Raw genomic sequence first — 18,435 nt, 5'->3', positions numbered from 1 at the left:
TCTTGTTTTTGTAACATTGTCCCTCCATCTCCTGCATTGAAGATTTAGGTGCAACACGGATATCGTTCCATCTATATACTGACTTATTTATTTCAGTGGATGAGCGCAGAAACAGAAAAAACCGCTTGAATGACGTTCCAGCCGAAGCTTTGTCCTGTAAGCTGATATGCTTACTTCACCCAGGCCAGAGCCAGACCATCATAATCCGGCAGCATCGTCGTTACCAGCCGCGGGTCACTGGCCATCTGCTCGTTGAAGCGCCGAACCGCGAGGACAGCCGGACCCTGCTTGTCCGGATTAAGCGTACGGCCGCGTAGGAAACAGTTATCTCCCACAATCACCGCCCCGGGCCGCGCTAGCTTAATGGCGTAATCGAGATAAACGGGATAATTCTCTTTGTCTGCATCAATGAAGAAGAAATCGAAGGTACGTCCTTCCTGTGCCAGCTGCGCCAGACTGTCGGCTGCGGGCCCAATTCGATATTCGACCTTATCCCCAAAGCCTCCTTCCTCCAGATGACCACGAGCCATCGCTGCGTATTCCTCTTTCAGTTCCAGCGAAGTCAGGGTTCCCCCGTCACTTAAACCGCGAGCAAGACAAATTCCGCTGTAACCGCCAAGCACACCGATTTCGAGTACAGCCTCCGCTTTCGATGTCTTCGCAAGAAACGTGAGCAAACGGCCATAGGCCGCTGCAACTGAAACTTCCGGCATGCCGTTCGATCGGATGGCTTCTTTTACCTTTAACAAGAGATCATCCTCTTGAAATAATTGATTTACATATTCGTCAGGGGTCAGATTCACCGCTAAAATCCTCCTTGGACACTTGGACTGCTTTCCATATGGATGCCAATGTTCTATAATAAATGTTTGTTGTCAAACACAGGCGGTTGAACTGCTGCATCAGCTCGAAAGATGAATGCATTAGCGCACCGCATTTCTCATTGTAAGTTTTTTCACGGAAAGCGGCAAGGCCGCACCGTCACTATACAGCTGCGAGAAGCACATTCCTTCTCTGGCTTGAAATGGAGTTGAAATGAATCACATGGCTCAATTGCAATTGATTGCGACCTCGGCGATGGGACTCGAGGCTGTTGTCGCCCGGGAACTGAAGCAGCTGGGGTATGAGGATGTTACGATCGACAATGGCCGGGTTTTCTTCACTGGAGATTATATTGATATTTGCCGATGTAATCTGTGGCTGAGAAGTTCGGATCGCGTATTGGTCAAAATGGGTGAATTCCCAGCGACAACGTTCGATGAATTGTTTGAAGGTACCAAAGCATTACCTTGGGAGGAGTGGATTCCAGCCGATGGCGAATTTCCGGTAGAAGGTCGCTCCCACAAATCTCAGCTAAGCAGCGTGCCTGCATCACAAGGGATCGTGAAGAAAGCAATCGTAGAGAAACTGAAGCTGACTTATGACACGGAGTGGTTCCCAGAGGATGGGTCTCGTTATGTGATTGAGGTCATTCTGCTGAACGATCGCGCCCTGCTTACTTTAGATACGACGGGACCAGGTCTGCATAAACGGGGTTATCGTAAACTCGTAACCGAAGCACCACTCAAAGAAACGCTTGCTGCGGCACTTATTCAGCTCAGCCGCTGGAATGTATCCCGTCCATTCTATGATCCATGTTGTGGATCAGGCACCATGCTGATCGAAGCCGCCATGATCGGCTGGAACATTGCACCAGGACTGCGTCGTACGTTTAACTCCGAGAACTGGGCTGTCATTCCCGAAGAATTGTGGGAACAGGCGCGCGAAGAAGCATTTGACGCGGTTCGCGACGATATTCCATTGCAAATTTCGGGCAGCGACATCGATCCGGAAGCCATCGAAGTTGCACAGGCAGCAATCAAGAGTGCCGGCTTCGCCAACGAGATTGAAGTCAGCGTCCTGCCCGCTCATCGTGCAAGACCACAGGGCGAATATGGTGTCATTATTACCAACCCTCCATATGGTGAACGTTTGAGTGAAGAAAAAGAAGTGCAGAAGCTGCTGCGTTCTTTAGGGCGCAGTTACCTCGATTTGCCGACATGGTCCTTTTTCGCCATCACATCGACCAAATCTTTCGAGGAAGACTTTGGCCACAAGGCAGACAAGCGCCGTAAGTTGTTCAATGGACGCATTGAAACCCAATATTATCAGTATTTGGGCCCACTGCCTCCACGTAATAAAGCACCGCAACAATAATATTATTGGAATGATCAAGCGCTCCTGCCTTCCACGGCTGGGGCGCTTTTTTTGCAAGTATTTCGGGAGAACTATGATTGATCTTGATGACATGGCTTCCGCATGAAGTATTTCTCCCCTAGGCATAGTTGAAAAGCCATGACACCACGCTATAATGGATAAAGTCCTATTTTACATTCCGTTAACAAAACCATTCATCAGGGAGGAGACATATATGTTTGTCACTAAGCCAACACGCAGCCTTACGCCGCGCGGGCTTCTGAATCATCCACTTACGTTATATCTTATTTTTCTTGTACTCATGCTGCTCAAATTAATGTGGCTCCACCACAATCTGCACGCCTATAACATTACAATGGGGCTTCTGGACAAAGTGATTGCCATCGGTTCGCTGCTGCTTCTGTCCTTCTGGACCTGGTGGCTGCCTCGCCGGGGCATGATTATATCACTCATTATACTCAATCTGCTGCTCACTGCACTGATCTATGCGGATATGGTTTATTATCGCTACTTTCAGGATTTTTTAACGATCCCTGTACTGATGCAAGCCAGACAGGTCGACGCTTTGGGAGACAGCATCGCTACGCTTATCTATGCCAGTGATCTGTGGTTCTTCGTCGATTGGCTGGTGGTTATCCCGTATGCAGCGATCCTGCTGTTCAGCAAACGTAACCGTCGTGGAGGTTCCATCGCATATTCGAACGGATTGAACTCTTACTCATCAAACTCCCGCAAAACAAGCATGCGTCGTCGACTCACTGCAGGCAGCATTGCCCTGATACTAGGTCTGGGGCTCGCGGTTGGTCCGATTTATTTTTATAGTAAAACCTGGGCAAAAGGGTTGTTTGATAACAACTGGTGGAACGTATCCATGTACAACGTTACCGGACTTCTTGCTTTTCATGGCTATGATCTGTACAACTATGCCAAAGACCAGCTCGGCTCCGGTCCCGAGGTCGATCCTGCCGATCTCGAACAGGCGAAAGCATATTTTGCAAGCAGACAACAGGCTGACCCACTGAAGGATGCGATGTTTGGCAAGTACAAAGACAGCAATGTGATCATTGTCCAAGGTGAAGCCTTCATGAATTTCATGATTGGTCAGAGCATTGGCGGTCAGGAAATTACGCCTCATTTTAACGAGCTGATGAAGGAAAGCCAGTACTACAGTCATTTTTATCACCAGACAGGTCAGGGGCGAACATCGGATGCCGACTTTGGGGCCAATATTTCATTGCATCCACTGTCGGTTGGATCAGCGTTTGTCCGTTACGCAGACCACAGCTATGATTCCCTGCCTTCTATCTTGAAGGATCATGGTTATAGTACAAATGTATTTCACGCCTATGAGAGCGGATTTTGGAATCGCTACACGATGTATCAGAATATGAAGTATGACAAGTTTTACAGTAAAAATGATTTTGAACAGGATGACCCACTTGGCTGGTCGCTGTCGGATGAGTCCTTTTTCCGCCAATCGGTTGAGAAAATGAGCAGTGAGGTTACTGAGCCGTTCTACTCATTCCTCATTACACTCAGCAGTCATCATCCATACGCGTTACCCCAAGATAAACAGCAGCTGGATGTGGGTGAATTCAAAGGAACGATGTTTGGCAACTATCTGCAATCCGTTCATTACGTGGATTCTGCGCTCGGCAAGATGGTGGAAGATCTGAAAAATCGGGGATTGTGGGACAAAACGATCTTCATGTTCTATGGGGATCACGATAACTCCATCAAAGAACAGCCACAATACGAGAAATTTCTCGGACGTTCGCTGAACGATCTGGATATGGAGCAAATTATGAACGAGGTGCCTTTGCTGGTGCATCTGCCGGACGGTGCCGCAGCGGGAACGATTGACGAGCCTGCTGGACAACTGGATATTACACCTTCAGTGCTGCATCTACTTGGTATTTCAGATCAATCCTACTACCACATGGGCAACGATGTGTACGATGGTTCCTCTCGCATGGTGGTATTGCGCAGCGGAGCATTTACAGATGGATCCCTGTTCTATATTCCTTCGGATGATTACCTCTATGACAGCGGCTCCTGTTACGATCTGTCTACTGGTACCAAAACGGATATTAACGCTTGCCGATCTGGTCATGACGAAGCAACAAAGCGACTACAAGTGTCAGATACGGTTAATACGTTTGACCTGATCTCGCGTTTTCACGAGGAGCAAACGTCTGATTCCGAATCCTAACAAACACTGAGCGGAACGTTGCACCGTCGGAACACTGTATAATTCATTTTCCAAAGGTTAACCCGACACTACAATGAAATGGAGCTAGTGCATGACCATGACGTCACATCCAGATCAATTCAATATCGAACAAAAACTGTTCGAAGAAGCTGCAAACTTTGTCAAACATCGCTATCCTCAAGGGTGGGGCGGGGCAGCTGCCGTTTATACTGAAGCTGGCTCGCTGTTAATCAGCGTAGCTCCAGAAGTGATTAATGACGCCACGCATCTGTGTATGGAAACAGGAGCCTATCTGGAAGCCCACAAATTAAACGAGCGGGTCACCCACTCGATCTGTGTGGCACGTGACGATGAGCACTCGGAATTCAAGGTCCTCACCCCTTGTGGTGTGTGCCAGGAACGACTGTTTTTCTGGGGAGAAGACGTGAAGGCTGCCGTATACGATCCAGATGGAGCTTTGATTTACAAGAGATTGGACGAAATTCAGCCTTATCATTGGACCAAGGCATACCAGGATAAGTAAGAAGTTAAACTAGAAGTGTTGAGGCTGCAGTCCGCTGCATGCTTCAGCACTTCTTTTTTTTCGAGGCTTGGTAATAACCATAACCTTGCGAATGAAGGAAAGTCGCTATATAATTGTAACTGTATTGGTTTCATTTATAGATGATGGAGGTTTTAATTGATGAATATTGAAATATGGTCCGACTTTATGTGTCCTTTCTGTTATATTGGCAAACGTCGTCTGGAGAATGTATTAGCACAATTCCCACACCGCGATGAAGTGCATTTACAGTTTAAAAGTTTTGAGCTCGATCCAAATGCTGAATTGAATAGTGGCAAAACCAACGCAGAATATCTGGCTGCCAAATACAATATGAGTGTCGAGCAGGCACGCGGCATGAATGCACAGATGAACGCCAATGCTCGTACGGCTGGACTGGAATACAACATTGATGAGATGATTCCTACCAATTCCTTCTCTGCTCACCGCCTGACCCATTGGGCAGAAACACAAGGAAAAATGCTTGAGCTTAGCGAACGACTCTTTCAAGCGATCTTCATTGAAGGTAAACATGTCGGCAATACCGATGTACTGATCGCGTTGGCTGAAGAAGTGGGTCTGGATCGCAGTGCAGCAGCTGAAGTGTTGTCCAGTAATCAATTCGCAGACCAAGTGCGTGCTGACCAGGCCGAAGGCGAACAATTAGGCATCCGGGGTGTACCGTTCTTCGTGTTTGATCGCAAGTTCGCTATATCTGGTGCTCAACCTGATGAGGTGTTCCTTGACGCGATCCAGAAAGCATGGGATGAGCGTTCCCCTTTTACCATGGTAGAGTCCAGCACCACTAACGCAGATGGCAGTGGAGTATGCACCGAAGACGGCTGCGAGGTTCCGCAACCGGATCAATCCAAATAACACAAAAGCAGCAGGATCAAGGGTAATCCCCTGAACCTGCTGCTTTTTTTATAATCTACAACTCAAGCTAATTATAAAGTTTTAGTGTTTGATGAACAGTTGCAGTGGAGGGGATGGAATTGATTCTGAAGAAGCGGAGTGTTCGCCTGAAAGCTTTCTGTAAGAAAGCTGCTTCGGAAGCATAAGCTGTTTCCTAATTTTCACCTTTTGAATATTGAATCAAAAAATTTGGAGACAACAGCGATCGGAAGAACGATCCGTAACCGGAACAACTCCAAGCAGATCATTAAACACTCATTTTGGAATTGAGCTACACACTCAATCCCAAAACAGCTGATCCGGATGTGGCCCCGTCCGTTTATCCGAATCCAGCGCATCAATTAGTTTCAGCTCATCCGGAGTCAATTCAAAATCAAAGATATCTGCATTCTCGCGAATCCGCTCCGGGGTAACCGACTTCGGAATCGTCACAATCTGGTTCTGGATATCCCAACGCAGAATAACCTGTGCTGGTGTTTTCCCATATTTCTGGGCCAGACTTTTCAAAGCCGATTCCTTGTTCAGTTTACCTCTCATAATGGGGCTCCATGCCTCCAGTTGAATGCCCTGCTCCCCGCAGAAATCCTGCAACTCCTGTTGAATCAGACCCGGATGCAGTTCCACCTGATTCACCGCGGGCACCGTTCCACCTTCATCTATGATATCGCGCAGATGGTGCACTTCGAAATTACTTACACCAATGGCACGTACACTTCCTTCGCTGTATAGACGTTCGAAAGCTCTCCACGTCTCCTTATACTGGTCTCTGCCAGGCCAGTGGATTAAGTATAGATCAATGACATTCAATCCAAGCGCCTTCTGACTTGCCTCAAATGCTCTCAAGGTCGAATCAAAGCCTTGATCCTCATTCCACAGCTTAGTTGTCACAAACAGCTCATTACGGGCAATACCGCTGCTCGCAATGGCTTGTCCCACTTCCTCTTCATTTCCATAAACGGACGCTGTATCAATGCTCCGATATCCGACTTCCAATGCGGTCTCCACCGCTTGTTGTACTTCCTTGCCCTTTGCTCGATAAGTCCCAAATCCCAGCCATGGCATCGTCACGCCGTTGTTCAGAATCGTACAATCTGTAATATGTTTTGTCATTCTGTACCTCCTGTGTGAAATTTGCCTGCTCTTGGTCTATTAACCTTCTCACCAAATTTTAAGCGGCACATTACACACAGTTTGACTAAAATCCACTTCTTGGGTCTATTCAAAATAGACATGAATAACCCGCAAAGCACTGCTGCTCTGCGGGTTCTGGTGTGACAGGAACGCTTATAGATCCCCTTGCCCATTCTGACTCTGGATCGAGTTCAATCTTCTCTTCTCCTCAATGAACATCTCTTCCGCCAGCTCAACGCCCTGACCTCCAAGCGAACGTTCAGCTTGAAGCATAGCTTGCTCGGTATGCGCCAAACGGCGTTCTGCCTGTTCAATGGTCTGTTCTGTTGGATGTGACATTGCCTGTGAAACGGCAAAATGAAGTTTGTTCACTGCATTCTGCGCCTGGGATACGGTCGTATCGGCTTGCAAACTGGAATCATAACGCTTCGGCATGAGTATTCCTCCTTGGGATCATGTTCCTGTTACCCCTTTAGGATGGTTGACATCGGCCTTCCTTATTCTTCTTTCGTTGAAACAATAAAGGATTACTTCAATGTTCCCTATATGAGATCAAGGATGAATATCAATGATGTGTATAACTTTTTCCGTTCTGACTGCGTTTAATTGATAATTACCTTTTCACAAGGAGGTGTATATTTGAAGAACTTTGGGATTGTGTTCATTCTGGTACTTTTATTACTGCTAATCAGTGGCTGCACACCTTCGACGTATGAAATAACGGGATATACAGGCTCCTCTATTAATAACGAGATTCCGGTCCCCGTGAATGCAAAGCAGCTGAGCATAACGACACATTCAGACAATCCAAACATTCTGACAGGCATTAAATATGAATTGAAACATATTGGGGGAGAACAGGGATTATATGTACCATCCGATTATTTTGAGAAGTTATCCGAAGCCGGATGGGTTGAGGTGGAAGAGGAGCGTATGGGACATGTGCATTTTCTAAAAAAAAGTGATACAATCCTCGCCATTGAGATTCAAGAGGATACCTTTGAGATTTTTGAAATGAGGCACGACTTTACGTTCTAATTTCGTACGATTCCTCATCACAACTAAAAAAGAGAGGCCGCAGCCTCTCTTTCCTTTTGTGGACAAGTTTGTCCACTGCATATCCATACAATTACTTCACGAATTTCGCTACTTTAGCAAGCACTTCTTCTTCTGTCGGAGCACTGATGTACCGACCGTTGATGAAGACAAAAGCACGCTTCGCGCAAGGACCGCAATACGATTTGCAACCAATTTTGATCTCCGTATCCGGAGCCATTTTCTCCAACTTGGCCACAATCGATTTGAGTCTGATATGATTACATTTTTCGCATACGCGGATATCGTTAGCCATGAGTTCCCCTTCTTCGCTCCCTTAGTGGTCGCCGTGGTTGCCTTGGGATGGGTTCGTAATAACGAAGCCTTCTTCAGGGAAGTAAAGGTAATCAATTTTAACGCCATCCAGCAAAGGCTGATCATTCTCAAGAATAACGTCAATCTCTTTATCGGTAGATACAACCGTATCATTGTCTTTTGGTGTATCGATATCGAGTCCGTAGTGGGCATGATCTCCATGTGCATGTGTGATCACAACGCGCAGCAATTTACCTTCGTTCTCAGGCTTGTCCAGTTCAAGTTTCAATACTTTCGCGGCATTACGTGTAATTTTGCAGTTCATATCATTCATCTCCTATATTGTAATTGCTGGTCCCAACAATTTTTCATTATTTCTAAACTCCAGCATCTATTGTAAAGAAAATTACTGCGCTTCGCAATAACATTGATGCAAAATCGATGTTAAAACCACCCATTTTGTGTCGGATTAAGACGACGCCTCCGCTGTAAGTACCGGATATTTGCGCTCCGCACGACTTACAAACCAGTTCATCAGCAACAACGTAACCCCGATATCATCTATAGGCATAAACGGCATCACGTCAGGAAGTACCCAGTAGAGCAGTGCCGGGATGATGAACAGCAACTTCTCACCCAAAGGGATCTGCGGAGCCCGCAACAGACGCGGCAGCCGTTTGAATACTTGTGTCCATCGTTTGAATGACAGCAGTCTTCTCCACTTCATATGAACCCCTCCGTATGATTATTGCACTGAAATAAAACAGCACACGTTATAGTCACTAATAGTTACACCCATCATTACCTGTTCCAGAGCGATCCGGAACGAATGATGCAATATGCAGATTAAAAAACGAACGCCGGTCACAGCGCCCGTTCCTGTTATACGAATGGACAACCCGTAAGTTTCATGTCTTCCCAACCGGATTATGTGAAGTCAGATTTCTTGGATTCCCAATCCTCCCTGTTAGTGCTCTCGATCTGTTAATAATTCAGCCAATAGCATGCCAACCTCTACGCAGATGTCATCGAACTGATCCATGGGCAGCGGGTTGACCCCGAGTCCCACTTCTACTGTGAAGCCAGGCTTCCGAAACTTCTGGATGAACCAGTCTTTGTACCCTGCATCGCTTCCACCCAGCTTAACTGCCTTGTACCCTGAGGCCCTTGCCAGTCTACGTGACAGCGGTGCACTCTCCTTTGGCTCCAAATCCCGGTAGTTCCAATAAATTTCCTGTCCCTGGCTGTGCAGCGAAACGACAGCATCGAAATGATGCTGCTCGGTCCACTGTGCAAGTGCCCACGCCTCCGGTTCCGATAAGGGAGTGGTTCCTGCATAATCTCTTGGCCCTGGGGACGTTATTCCTCTTCTAGCCGCCTCTTCCTCCCAATAAGCCGGGAATTGATCGTTAAGGTCTACTCCCCTAATATTGGATTTCCAGTGCGTAAAATGTGAGCGTCCGGCATTCCATTCCAGCAATTCTTCTGCATGGGGATGATCATTGACCACGCCCTCCTGCACCAATTCAACTCCATCCGGATTAACCATGGGGACAGCCCACAGCGTAGTTTCCTGCATCCAGCGTTCCGTCTGAAATTGATGCCACGGCGTAGATGTACTGTAAGCCTTCGCATATTCTTCAATGAATCGCATCAGAACCGCGGTAGTCAGCCACTCATTTGCATGAACAGATGCGTTGACATGAATATGTTTGGGACCTTGACCCAAACGCAGATAAGGCAAAGCCTTGCCCATGACACTGCTGCCAATCGAGCCAATCTCGATAAATGGATATTTCTTTTCCAGCAAACCGATATCACGTTTCATTTCACGGTAACCATACTCTCCCTGCAGCTTGACGATAGTTTTTCCATTTGAATCCGGAATATGAATACATCGCCCGCACCAGTCCGGAATATTCGCTATTTCTGGATTAGCTTCGCGCAATTCTTCTTCAATCAGTCCAAAACGTAATGCGATACCGGCCACTTTCTCTCCCGGTTGCACTGCATACCTGCGCCCCGTTCCCGGCATAATGCGCAGCATCTGTCCTGTCAGCAAATAAGGCTGGGACGCTGCTTCCGGGTTGAGAGCGGCAAGTAACTCCTTCGTCATATGGTTTGCTGCCGCAATACGCGACAAGGTATCTCCCTGATGAACAATAATCCATTGCAGCTCCATGTTGATCTCCTTTCCTATAGAAACCGTGTAATCTCCTGTCCCTTTCTCGCCTGTGTCCTTACTGTATGTAATATGTATGCCGATCTGGTTGTCCGTCATGTGACATGAATCGTGTAAATCCCTCCAACATATGAAAAACGTAATCACATTCCGAAGCTCTTATCCTTTCTCATATAATCAAAAGAATCCCGGAACACGAAGTGTTCCGGGATTCTTATAAGCATAGAAACCAAAAAAAACGCTATGATAATTGCGTAACCTGCCACACAACTGGCGTTTTGGAGATCTGCTCTCCCAACCATTGACGAGTAATATTCTGGAACATGCGTGGGTCCCCTGTGCAAAAAAACTGATGGACCGGCGTCTCATCCCCACTGGCCAGCTTTCGTTTATCATACAAAATCGTACTTATTTCCCTCGCCGTTTCATCTGCCGAACTGATCAGCTTCACTTCCTGCCCCATAACCTCCTGAATGGTATCCATGAGAAAAGGATAGTGCGTACAACCCAGAATAAGACAATCAATCGGCTGTTGCTTAATCTGGCCTAAAGACTGCTCCACCGTACTTGTCGTTTGCTCGGAACGGAATTCGCCTTGCTCCACCAGTGGCACAAGTGCCGGACAAGCCTGAGTGACCACATCAATATAGGGGGACAACTGTTTGAGTGCAGACGTATATGCACCACTTCCAATGGTTCCCACGGTGCCAATGACACCGATGCGTCCTGTGCGTGTCGCTGTGATGGCTGCTCGTGCTCCCGGATGAATGACACCAATGACAGGCACATTCACCTTGGCTCGAATATAGTCGAGCGCTGCTGCTGTAGCCGTATTACAGGCGATAACGATAACCTTCGGATTGAACTGGATCAAGAAATCAACGATTTGTTCCGTGAATTGTTTAACTTGTTCGGACGAACGGGGTCCGTACGGTGTCCGGGCAGTATCTCCAAAATATATGATCTTTTCCCGTGGGAGCTGACGCATCACTTCCTTGGCGACGGTCAATCCCCCTACACCGGAGTCTAATATAGCGATTGCTTGCTGCACGAACACACCGCTTCCTTCTTCATTGAATTGGTTCTGTTAACAAATTGGTTCCCAGAGCTTTCTTCCTACCGTATGAATTTTCAGGCAAAAAGGTACCTACATCTTACCCGATTTCATTGCAGGGTTCAAACAAAAATGCGGTATCGTTCAACTCCTGCACGACGAACACACAACAAAGCAGGCTCCCCTCCAGATGGAGGAAAGCCTGCTCGCGTTCAAGCTTAGCTTTAGATATTGTCTTTGGAGTCGTCGGCAGGAAGCTTCGCGATGACTTTAATACCTGACTCATTTGCTGCATCTGCATCAACGGAAGACTCAGTATCAGTAATGACGGCGGATACGCGTACTTCTTTACCTTCAGCGCAATTGCGCCAGGACTGGATATCCTGGATAACGACATCTGCCGTTTCTTTTACTTTGGATACGATCTGTGCGCTTTGTTCGCCTACCTTGCTAGCCAGTTCCTGACCTTTCTCACTCACCTGACGTGCACCTTCCGAAATATCTTGACGAAGTTCACGTCCCGATTTTGGCGCCAACAGCAAAGCTGTCACTGAACCTACAACCGAGCCGATTAATGCTCCCCACAACAAACTTTTGTTAGAATCCTTCACGTCGCATCTCTCCCTTTACCTTAAATGAAGTACCGAATAACCAAGCAACAGCCTGTTGCTCGTTAATCCGGGCGAATGCCTACTCTGTTGATGCAGTATAAGCAGCAAGGGCTTGACCTGACACTCGGATACCAAAAAAATTCTGGATGTCGTCTTTCGCACCTTCTGGCGTTATCAAGACATGCCTCAAGTCTGCCGCGCCGGCTCAAGCGGAGCAACGGCATGTTCATCACCCGGGTCCAGATCAATTACATATCGTCCTGGTGCAATTAATGCCGCCTGATGCTCACAACGCCAGCGTCGTCCGCCGGAAGATCCCAGCGTCTGTCCATCCTGTAGAACATCGCCCTGATCAAATATGTAATAGGCGGCCCCCAGCAATGTCTGGGCTACCGTATCCGGATCAAGTCCAATGAAATGACACTGTACATCAGGCACGCCAAGTGCCGACAATCCTACCGTGTCCATAACCAGCTGACGCTGTTCCTCCGTGCCCCCAGCCTGATACATGCGCACATTCATCGCAGCGTAGAGATGCTCCTCACGCTCCTGTGACAGCACATAGGCTTTCGGTTCAACCAATTTGTCACTGCCATACCAGTATAACGCCTCACAAGGCAGCACTTCCATAACAGCCTGAATCGTCTTTTGGAACAATTCGAGTCGCTGTTTGCGCGGCATGGCAGCAGTGAACATATCATGAAGCCGGATGGAATATTGGATCGTTTCCATAGCTTGTCCTGCTTCTGGCCAATGCCAGGCTTGCTGCAAAGCCCCTCCAAAGCGGGCACGATCTACAATTTCAGTAATGGGGAGAATGCACGTCTGTGCTGGAATATTACCTTCCTGAAAAGAAACCTTATGGTCCAGATGGTAGAAAACCAGCATTTCAGGTTCATGCTCCTCATTGCCTTGCTTCACGTCAAGCCGGACTTGTCCGGTATGACGACTTAGTGCCTCCTGCAAACGCCCCCGATCTATAACGGGACGTTCCTGGAATAACAGCTCAATCATATATACCGGATGAAATCCGGAAGGTATGTCATTCGTTTCATTATTTCCTTCTTGATCTTCTTTCCATTCGTTCGTCATGCTGCTTCCCCTCATTCCTTGCTCTGTCCCTCGGCCTGTGCAGTCTGGAAAGGCCCGAGTTCTTTTTCCACATAGGTATTGACCTGATGGGAAAAATGTTCAAGCACGCCCGGCAGGTCACTGCTCAGCGGATGCAGTTCAGATCGCTCCCAGCTGTAATAGTCCTGAACGAGCGGCTTGCGCAACGATACGAGGCGACTCAGCACCTCATAGGTTGCATGATCAAAAACCTTCTCTTCATGGTTAATCTGAATAATATCGTCATAGCTGCTCGCATCACGCATGATGAATCCGTCAATCAGATAACTCCCTACATCCGTAACGATTTCAATTGCGAGATGAAGACAGCGTTCCTGTACCAGACCCAGCATGAGACTGCCATCCCAAGCTTGTGAAGCACGGCGAAGACCTTCGGCCACCTCCGGTACGGCAGCAAGCCGGCGTGCAATCTGTTCCCTGTTTACGTAATACAATGTGTTCACTTCCCGTTCAGTGAATTATCGGTTCCTTTTTCCTCTTCGCTTCAGCCAAAATAACATCACAGGACAAGCGATCAGAAACACGACAAAAATATATAAAAATTCCATTACGTCTCTTAAATCGCTCATGCAGAGTCCCCTTTATCCAAAGTAGAATGAAGAACAGATTAGATTTCGTAGTCCACTGCAATCGACTGCTCTCTGACCTCGTTCATATACTTGATGACTTCCTGATGCAGCGGATGTACCTGATATGCCTGAAGATCTTCCAGTGATGCAAACTCTGCCGTGAGTGAGATGTCAAAAGATCTGTCTGAACGGAGCACGTCAATACCTACTTCAAGCGAAACCAGAACATCAATTTTGCCTTGCAGATTGCGAAGAACATTCGCAGCCGCTTCAATACTTTCATTAGAACGATCTTTCATTTTAAACAGAACAATATGTTTAATCATCAGACAAGCACCTCATTTGAGTATAATAATTGGTATGAATGAATTTTCTTGTATCCAAAATATATCATAACGTCCTCTATTACGAAAGGATACTTGGAAACGTTCTCTTAAAAGACAATCTAATCGGGGCTACCTTCATTCGCCTTTGTTTTCTCCTGGGGCATATTATCCGTCTGTTCACTTTGGTTTGTCTGTTTTTCCGGGTCAACTTCTGTTGCCTGTTCATTTGTATCCTTCTTCTCCACATTCGGCTGCGGTATAGGCCATTCCCGGTCAGACAAATCTTCCTGTTTTTTAAGCACCGCTATAGCCTGTCTGAGCTTGTCTGGCAATGGAAGCCCAATGCGGGCATAATTTTCGGTAATGGATATCAGCTCATTCACCAGATAAAAGTAGATGGCTCCCCCTTTAATGATGTCCGTTCCCATGAGCAGGTCAATTCGGTGAGCAAGCAGAATAACCGTCAGCATGAGACCTTTGCGGGCGAGCCCCCAGAATCCAACATTACTATTCAATCCTTTACCCGTTCTTACTGCCGCAGCGAGACCCGTAATGTAATCCACAGCCATTGCAACCGCCAGCAAGCTAAGCAGCTGATCCCATCCACCAAAAGCAAACGTCATGAACGCCCCTGAAATGGCAGCAAAGGTACTTACGGATGGACTCACGTTTCTCACCTCTCCCTCTCACTTGATCTCCATACAAGATATGTAAGAGTAAGAGATTTTGACAGGCCACCTGCCCGGCCGAACACGCGGATTTCTAATTTCAGATTTGTGCACATTGGTAATTGGTTCCTTTAACGAAAATCGAATATTTATGGGTAAATCAGGGAAATAAACCGCATCATATCAACAAAAAATAGATAAAAGTACTATAGTCTCACTAATAGGTAATTAGACTCATTTTATTTTTATTCATTATCTATTTCATCCCTTAAATTTAGTGAAACATTGTAATCTAGGAATATACTAGGATGTGAATTGCGCCTGTTCTAGTTCATAACTCCTCCTTTGTAGAGGATTCACGCATCCCTTCATTTGAAACAGGTGCACCCGGCACTTGAAAGTACCCCCGTACTTATTGTAGTATTTGGTTAAAAAAATCGGAGGAAATATGCCTAATCAACCAGAACAACATTCCATCCAGGCGTGGTCTCTGATCAACCGTAAATATTTAGGAAAAGGCGTCCGTGTTAAACGATTCCGAAAACCGACACGCTGTCAAATCCGCAACCGTGTTCTTCTTGCCGTGCTGATGGCCAATGATATCAAGTTGTCTCAGCTCGCCGAAGATCTATCCATCTCTTCACGCAGCGTCAGCGCGTGGGTGTATGAAGGACGGATACCCGGCAGTACCAATTTGGACAAGGCATGCCAATTGCTCGGCTACCCGCGCCACATTCTTTTTAATGAAGAAGTGGTACGCAAAAGCCCTGTCATTTGTCAGCCCGAGCCTTCCCGCTTCATGAAGCGTACGGTGACCCGTTCTCCGGTTAGCAACCGTATTCTGACAGGCTTGTGCATGGTCCATGATTTGTCGGTGACAGATGTCAGCCACTGGATCGGGGTTCACCCCGGCACTTTCCGCAAATGGCTGCATCAGGGAACGCTGCCTTCTGCTGCGTTTCAGGAACAAGCGGAACAATTTTTCCGCATCCCGAAAACTATTTTGTTCGCAGATGTCATCTTGAAAGATCGCCACAATAACTAAATTAGCGAACAACCAAAAGGCTCTGTCCTCCCCCATGGGAAAGACAGAGCCTTTTTAAATTATTATTTTTATCGTACAGGTTAAATTAGATTATCATTTCTCCAGTCGGGTGTACTCAGGTACTCAGCATCGTCTCTCAGGGGCGATAAGCGGCTCTCTTGTCCTCCAAACAGCTTTGGATGCATCATTCCTTCACTCCCAGTCACTCCTTCACCTGAGCCGGTACAGCGTGCTCTCCGAACGAGGAGATCACTTCCTTATCGAAAGGCGCGGCGACTCATCCCCATATGTACCTCATCGATGCCAACTAACCAACTCCATTAAATCATGGATCATTTAAAGAAATAGAACTTTATCGTTAGCATCATTTCCACAAAATATTTGTACGAACAATTTAATCCAACACTTTATATGGGATACAAAAAAAAGCCTTTCCCCTAAGGGAGCAGGCTTCAATCTACACTCTAATTCAGCTTGTGTAACGTTTGGTCCGCTCTATCCTACCCCCTTATATGACCGTGTTTTTCAAAAATTCATCTGAAAATATTGCTGTTGAATCAAATAACACCATCTCTATTGTAAACAAAGATAGTATCTTGTCTCGTACATTACATTACGCACTCACAATTTGTACGTACAACTAAAGTCATTAGATAACACTTGTTCATACTATTTCTTTCATCCTTATTTCGAACCCACGTTAAGAATTTCATTGATATATTTCAGTCCCGTATATCGATCTCGAAGCAAATGAGCTGTGGTGAACGCATGTTCCACCATCTCCATGGATACACCCAGTTGTTCAGTTGTTGTAGGGCCCCCAACTTGCTCAAGCCAAGCTGTAAGCTGCGATGCATCCGGCAGATTATTGTATACACGGAAAACCGGCTCGTCGGATTGTTGTGCAAGATCTTTGTATTTTACGGTAAGCAGTGCACAGGCCACTCCCACCTTGGCTCCATGCAAAACAGGTTTGTGCCCTGCCTCCATCAGATCCATCTCCCACCGATGGGACACATGATGCTCTCCACCAGATGCCGGACGGGAATGATCAATGATCAGCATGGAAATACCGGAAGCAATCAGCGCATCCATTAATACAGTCACACCATCGGCCCGTCCTTCAGCGATACCTTTGACATTCTCCACACAGGTCGTTAGTGCTTCTTCCGTCATGCGGTAAGCTACGGGGCAGAACGGTTCCCCACCCATATCCCTGGAAACTACCCAGTCCGCCAGTGATGTATATTTACCAAGCATATCTCCGAATCCGGCAGCATTCATCTCTTGGGGAGCTTGCTCCAATATATGAACATCCGCGAAAATAGCTTCTGGCGGCACCGCCTGGAACGTCTGTTTGACGCCGCTGACAATAAGAGGTGCACCTGCTGAAGTAAATCCGTCAACCGAAGCCGCTGTAGGTACGGACAGAAAGGGCTTGTCCATTTTGGAGCAAACAAATCTCACCAGGTCATGAATGGTCCCTGAGCCAGCAGCAATGATCGCCTGACTTTCCTGTTTCACACCCAAAAGTACCTGCACAATTCCACCCTCATCGGCGATCACGTCCCCCGCTTTGTTCTCTGGCATACATATCTCATCCACATGAACGCCTGCTTCACGAATGTTCTTTACCACCTCGTGTCCTGCTGCTGGCCCTGTAAATCGATCATATACCACTGTTACATGTTTGTACCTTTGCTCGGACAAATAGCGAGGTAACCGCTGAATAGCTCCATGCTCCAGATAGACCTGCATTTGCACCAACCGATGATCATGCCCACAATTACAATTCTGCGCTTCTTCATTCCATGCAGCAATTCGCTCGTTCATATTCATTTCGCTCTTAACCTCCCTTAAGAAATATCATGCATAATTACATGGGTAAAACCACAAAATGAAAAAAGGAAATAAAATGTGAGTATTTTCCTGATCACACTTTACTTCCTGTTCTAAAAATTTGCAAATCCTAAACTCACATTCCCAAGCAGGTGAACCTATGAAATTAACCAAAGAAATAGGGATTTCTCTCGGATTTCTCGCAGGAACGACGTTGGGCAGCGGCATTGCTTTTCTGTTTCGTTTACAGGCGTATGAGGTCATGGCAAGTGTTGCGCTCTTTGGTATTGCTGGAGCGATTGCAGGCCTGTGTGTGCAGCAATTCATATTCAATAAATAAAAAACAAAAAAGCTCGCGAATTGCCTTTTAGAGCAATTTCGCGAGCTTTTTTTCTTCGATGCGGTCGAGAGGACTCGAACCTCCACGGGGGTTAGCCCACACGGACCTGAACCGTGCGCGTCTGCCAATTCCGCCACGACCGCATAATATGTATCTTCTCATCCTGGATGAAAAGCATTCCGGTCAAGCCATTGCTTGTTTTACCGTAATTAAGAGTATACATGCTCTCAAATAAGTTTGCAACACCTTTTTTACTAGCTGCAATGCATAGGACATATGTCCTTTTTTAACCTCATCAAACTCCCTATCGTAGACATTAAGCAGA

At 46.8% G+C, this 18,435-nt stretch carries 20 protein-coding genes, 1 tRNA gene and 1 pseudogene; 7 read left to right on the top strand and 15 right to left on the bottom strand.

Features of this window, described 5'->3' with window-relative positions:
• Positions 1-170 precede the first annotated feature (170 nt).
• Positions 171-803 carry an O-methyltransferase gene (locus BMY78_RS05810; protein WP_090895532.1) on the bottom strand — a complete coding sequence of 211 codons (633 nt, stop codon included), beginning with the start codon at positions 801-803 and terminating at the stop codon, positions 171-173.
• A 241-nt stretch (positions 804-1,044) separates the two neighbouring features.
• Between BMY78_RS05810 and BMY78_RS05805 the strand changes: the two genes are divergently transcribed.
• The 4 genes from BMY78_RS05805 to BMY78_RS05790 all read left to right on the top strand — a co-directional run bounded on the left by BMY78_RS05805 (position 1,045) and on the right by BMY78_RS05790 (position 5,825).
• Complete coding sequence (locus tag BMY78_RS05805) at positions 1,045-2,196, top strand: THUMP domain-containing class I SAM-dependent RNA methyltransferase (RefSeq protein WP_090895528.1); 1,152 nt, start codon at positions 1,045-1,047, stop codon at positions 2,194-2,196.
• Between the two features lie 214 nt (positions 2,197-2,410).
• Positions 2,411-4,408, top strand: coding sequence for an LTA synthase family protein (locus BMY78_RS05800; protein WP_090895526.1), 1,998 nt, complete (start codon positions 2,411-2,413; stop codon positions 4,406-4,408).
• 97 nt (positions 4,409-4,505) lie between these two features.
• The gene (locus BMY78_RS05795) at positions 4,506-4,931 is read left to right on the top strand and encodes a cytidine deaminase (protein WP_090902087.1); all 426 of its coding nucleotides are present in this window, start codon (positions 4,506-4,508) and stop codon (positions 4,929-4,931) included.
• A 159-nt stretch (positions 4,932-5,090) separates the two neighbouring features.
• Positions 5,091-5,825: a DsbA family oxidoreductase gene (locus BMY78_RS05790; RefSeq protein WP_090895523.1), complete on the top strand. Its 735-nt coding sequence runs from the start codon at positions 5,091-5,093 to the stop codon at positions 5,823-5,825.
• Between the two features lie 318 nt (positions 5,826-6,143).
• Here BMY78_RS05790 and BMY78_RS05785 read toward each other — a convergent pair whose 3' ends face one another.
• Positions 6,144-6,974 (bottom strand): aldo/keto reductase, encoded by an 831-nt coding sequence (locus tag BMY78_RS05785; RefSeq protein ID WP_024629201.1) that lies wholly within the window; start codon positions 6,972-6,974, stop codon positions 6,144-6,146.
• 174 nt (positions 6,975-7,148) lie between these two features.
• Entirely contained in the window at positions 7,149-7,430 is a 282-nt protein-coding gene (locus BMY78_RS05780; protein WP_076292069.1) for a hypothetical protein, read from the bottom strand.
• 204 nt (positions 7,431-7,634) lie between these two features.
• Here BMY78_RS05780 and BMY78_RS05775 point away from each other — a divergent pair, with 204 nt between their 5' ends.
• Positions 7,635-8,033 carry a hypothetical protein gene (locus BMY78_RS05775; RefSeq protein ID WP_090895520.1) on the top strand — a complete coding sequence of 133 codons (399 nt, stop codon included), beginning with the start codon at positions 7,635-7,637 and terminating at the stop codon, positions 8,031-8,033.
• Between the two features lie 91 nt (positions 8,034-8,124).
• Here BMY78_RS05775 and BMY78_RS05770 read toward each other — a convergent pair whose 3' ends face one another.
• The 10 genes and pseudogenes from BMY78_RS05770 to BMY78_RS05725 form a co-directional block, all read right to left on the bottom strand.
• Positions 8,125-8,346, bottom strand: coding sequence for a YuzB family protein (locus tag BMY78_RS05770; RefSeq protein ID WP_053783596.1), 222 nt, complete (start codon positions 8,344-8,346; stop codon positions 8,125-8,127).
• A gap of 21 nt (positions 8,347-8,367) precedes the next feature.
• Complete coding sequence (locus BMY78_RS05765) at positions 8,368-8,670, bottom strand: heme biosynthesis protein HemY (RefSeq protein WP_090895517.1); 303 nt, start codon at positions 8,668-8,670, stop codon at positions 8,368-8,370.
• A 144-nt stretch (positions 8,671-8,814) separates the two neighbouring features.
• Positions 8,815-9,072: a hypothetical protein gene (locus tag BMY78_RS05760; RefSeq protein WP_090895514.1), complete on the bottom strand. Its 258-nt coding sequence runs from the start codon at positions 9,070-9,072 to the stop codon at positions 8,815-8,817.
• 240 nt (positions 9,073-9,312) lie between these two features.
• Positions 9,313-10,527 (bottom strand): M14 family metallopeptidase, encoded by a 1,215-nt coding sequence (locus tag BMY78_RS05755; RefSeq protein ID WP_371129120.1) that lies wholly within the window; start codon positions 10,525-10,527, stop codon positions 9,313-9,315.
• A gap of 241 nt (positions 10,528-10,768) precedes the next feature.
• Complete coding sequence (gene racE, locus BMY78_RS05750) at positions 10,769-11,578, bottom strand: glutamate racemase (RefSeq protein WP_090902080.1); 810 nt, start codon at positions 11,576-11,578, stop codon at positions 10,769-10,771.
• A gap of 227 nt (positions 11,579-11,805) precedes the next feature.
• Positions 11,806-12,192, bottom strand: coding sequence for a YtxH domain-containing protein (locus BMY78_RS05745; RefSeq protein ID WP_090895511.1), 387 nt, complete (start codon positions 12,190-12,192; stop codon positions 11,806-11,808).
• Between the two features lie 186 nt (positions 12,193-12,378).
• Complete coding sequence (locus BMY78_RS05740) at positions 12,379-13,284, bottom strand: DUF4261 domain-containing protein (RefSeq protein ID WP_177185664.1); 906 nt, start codon at positions 13,282-13,284, stop codon at positions 12,379-12,381.
• Between the two features lie 11 nt (positions 13,285-13,295).
• The gene (locus tag BMY78_RS05735) at positions 13,296-13,757 is read right to left on the bottom strand and encodes a DUF86 domain-containing protein (RefSeq protein ID WP_090895506.1); all 462 of its coding nucleotides are present in this window, start codon (positions 13,755-13,757) and stop codon (positions 13,296-13,298) included.
• A gap of 173 nt (positions 13,758-13,930) precedes the next feature.
• Positions 13,931-14,218 (bottom strand): Dabb family protein, encoded by a 288-nt coding sequence (locus tag BMY78_RS05730; RefSeq protein WP_090895502.1) that lies wholly within the window; start codon positions 14,216-14,218, stop codon positions 13,931-13,933.
• 284 nt (positions 14,219-14,502) lie between these two features.
• Positions 14,503-14,895 (bottom strand): annotated as a pseudogene (locus tag BMY78_RS05725) (holin family protein); the annotation flags it as partial.
• Between the two features lie 439 nt (positions 14,896-15,334).
• On the opposite strand from BMY78_RS05725, the gene BMY78_RS05720 reads away from it, so the two are divergent.
• Entirely contained in the window at positions 15,335-15,931 is a 597-nt protein-coding gene (locus BMY78_RS05720; protein ID WP_024629188.1) for a helix-turn-helix domain-containing protein, read from the top strand.
• Between the two features lie 684 nt (positions 15,932-16,615).
• Here the strand turns inward: BMY78_RS05720 and BMY78_RS05715 are convergent.
• Positions 16,616-17,770: a sn-glycerol-1-phosphate dehydrogenase gene (locus BMY78_RS05715; protein WP_090895501.1), complete on the bottom strand. Its 1,155-nt coding sequence runs from the start codon at positions 17,768-17,770 to the stop codon at positions 16,616-16,618.
• 160 nt (positions 17,771-17,930) lie between these two features.
• On the opposite strand from BMY78_RS05715, the gene BMY78_RS05710 reads away from it, so the two are divergent.
• The gene (locus BMY78_RS05710; RefSeq protein ID WP_090895499.1) at positions 17,931-18,110 is read left to right on the top strand and encodes a hypothetical protein; all 180 of its coding nucleotides are present in this window, start codon (positions 17,931-17,933) and stop codon (positions 18,108-18,110) included.
• A 59-nt stretch (positions 18,111-18,169) separates the two neighbouring features.
• Here BMY78_RS05710 and BMY78_RS05705 read toward each other — a convergent pair.
• Positions 18,170-18,253, bottom strand: a tRNA-Leu gene (locus BMY78_RS05705).
• Positions 18,254-18,435 lie beyond the last annotated feature (182 nt).

It is taken from the genome of Paenibacillus sp. OK076, from assembly GCF_900110055.1.
In the GTDB taxonomy this organism is placed as follows: Bacteria; Bacillota; Bacilli; order Paenibacillales; family Paenibacillaceae; genus Paenibacillus.
This window is presented reverse-complemented; position numbering and strand designations above follow the sequence as displayed.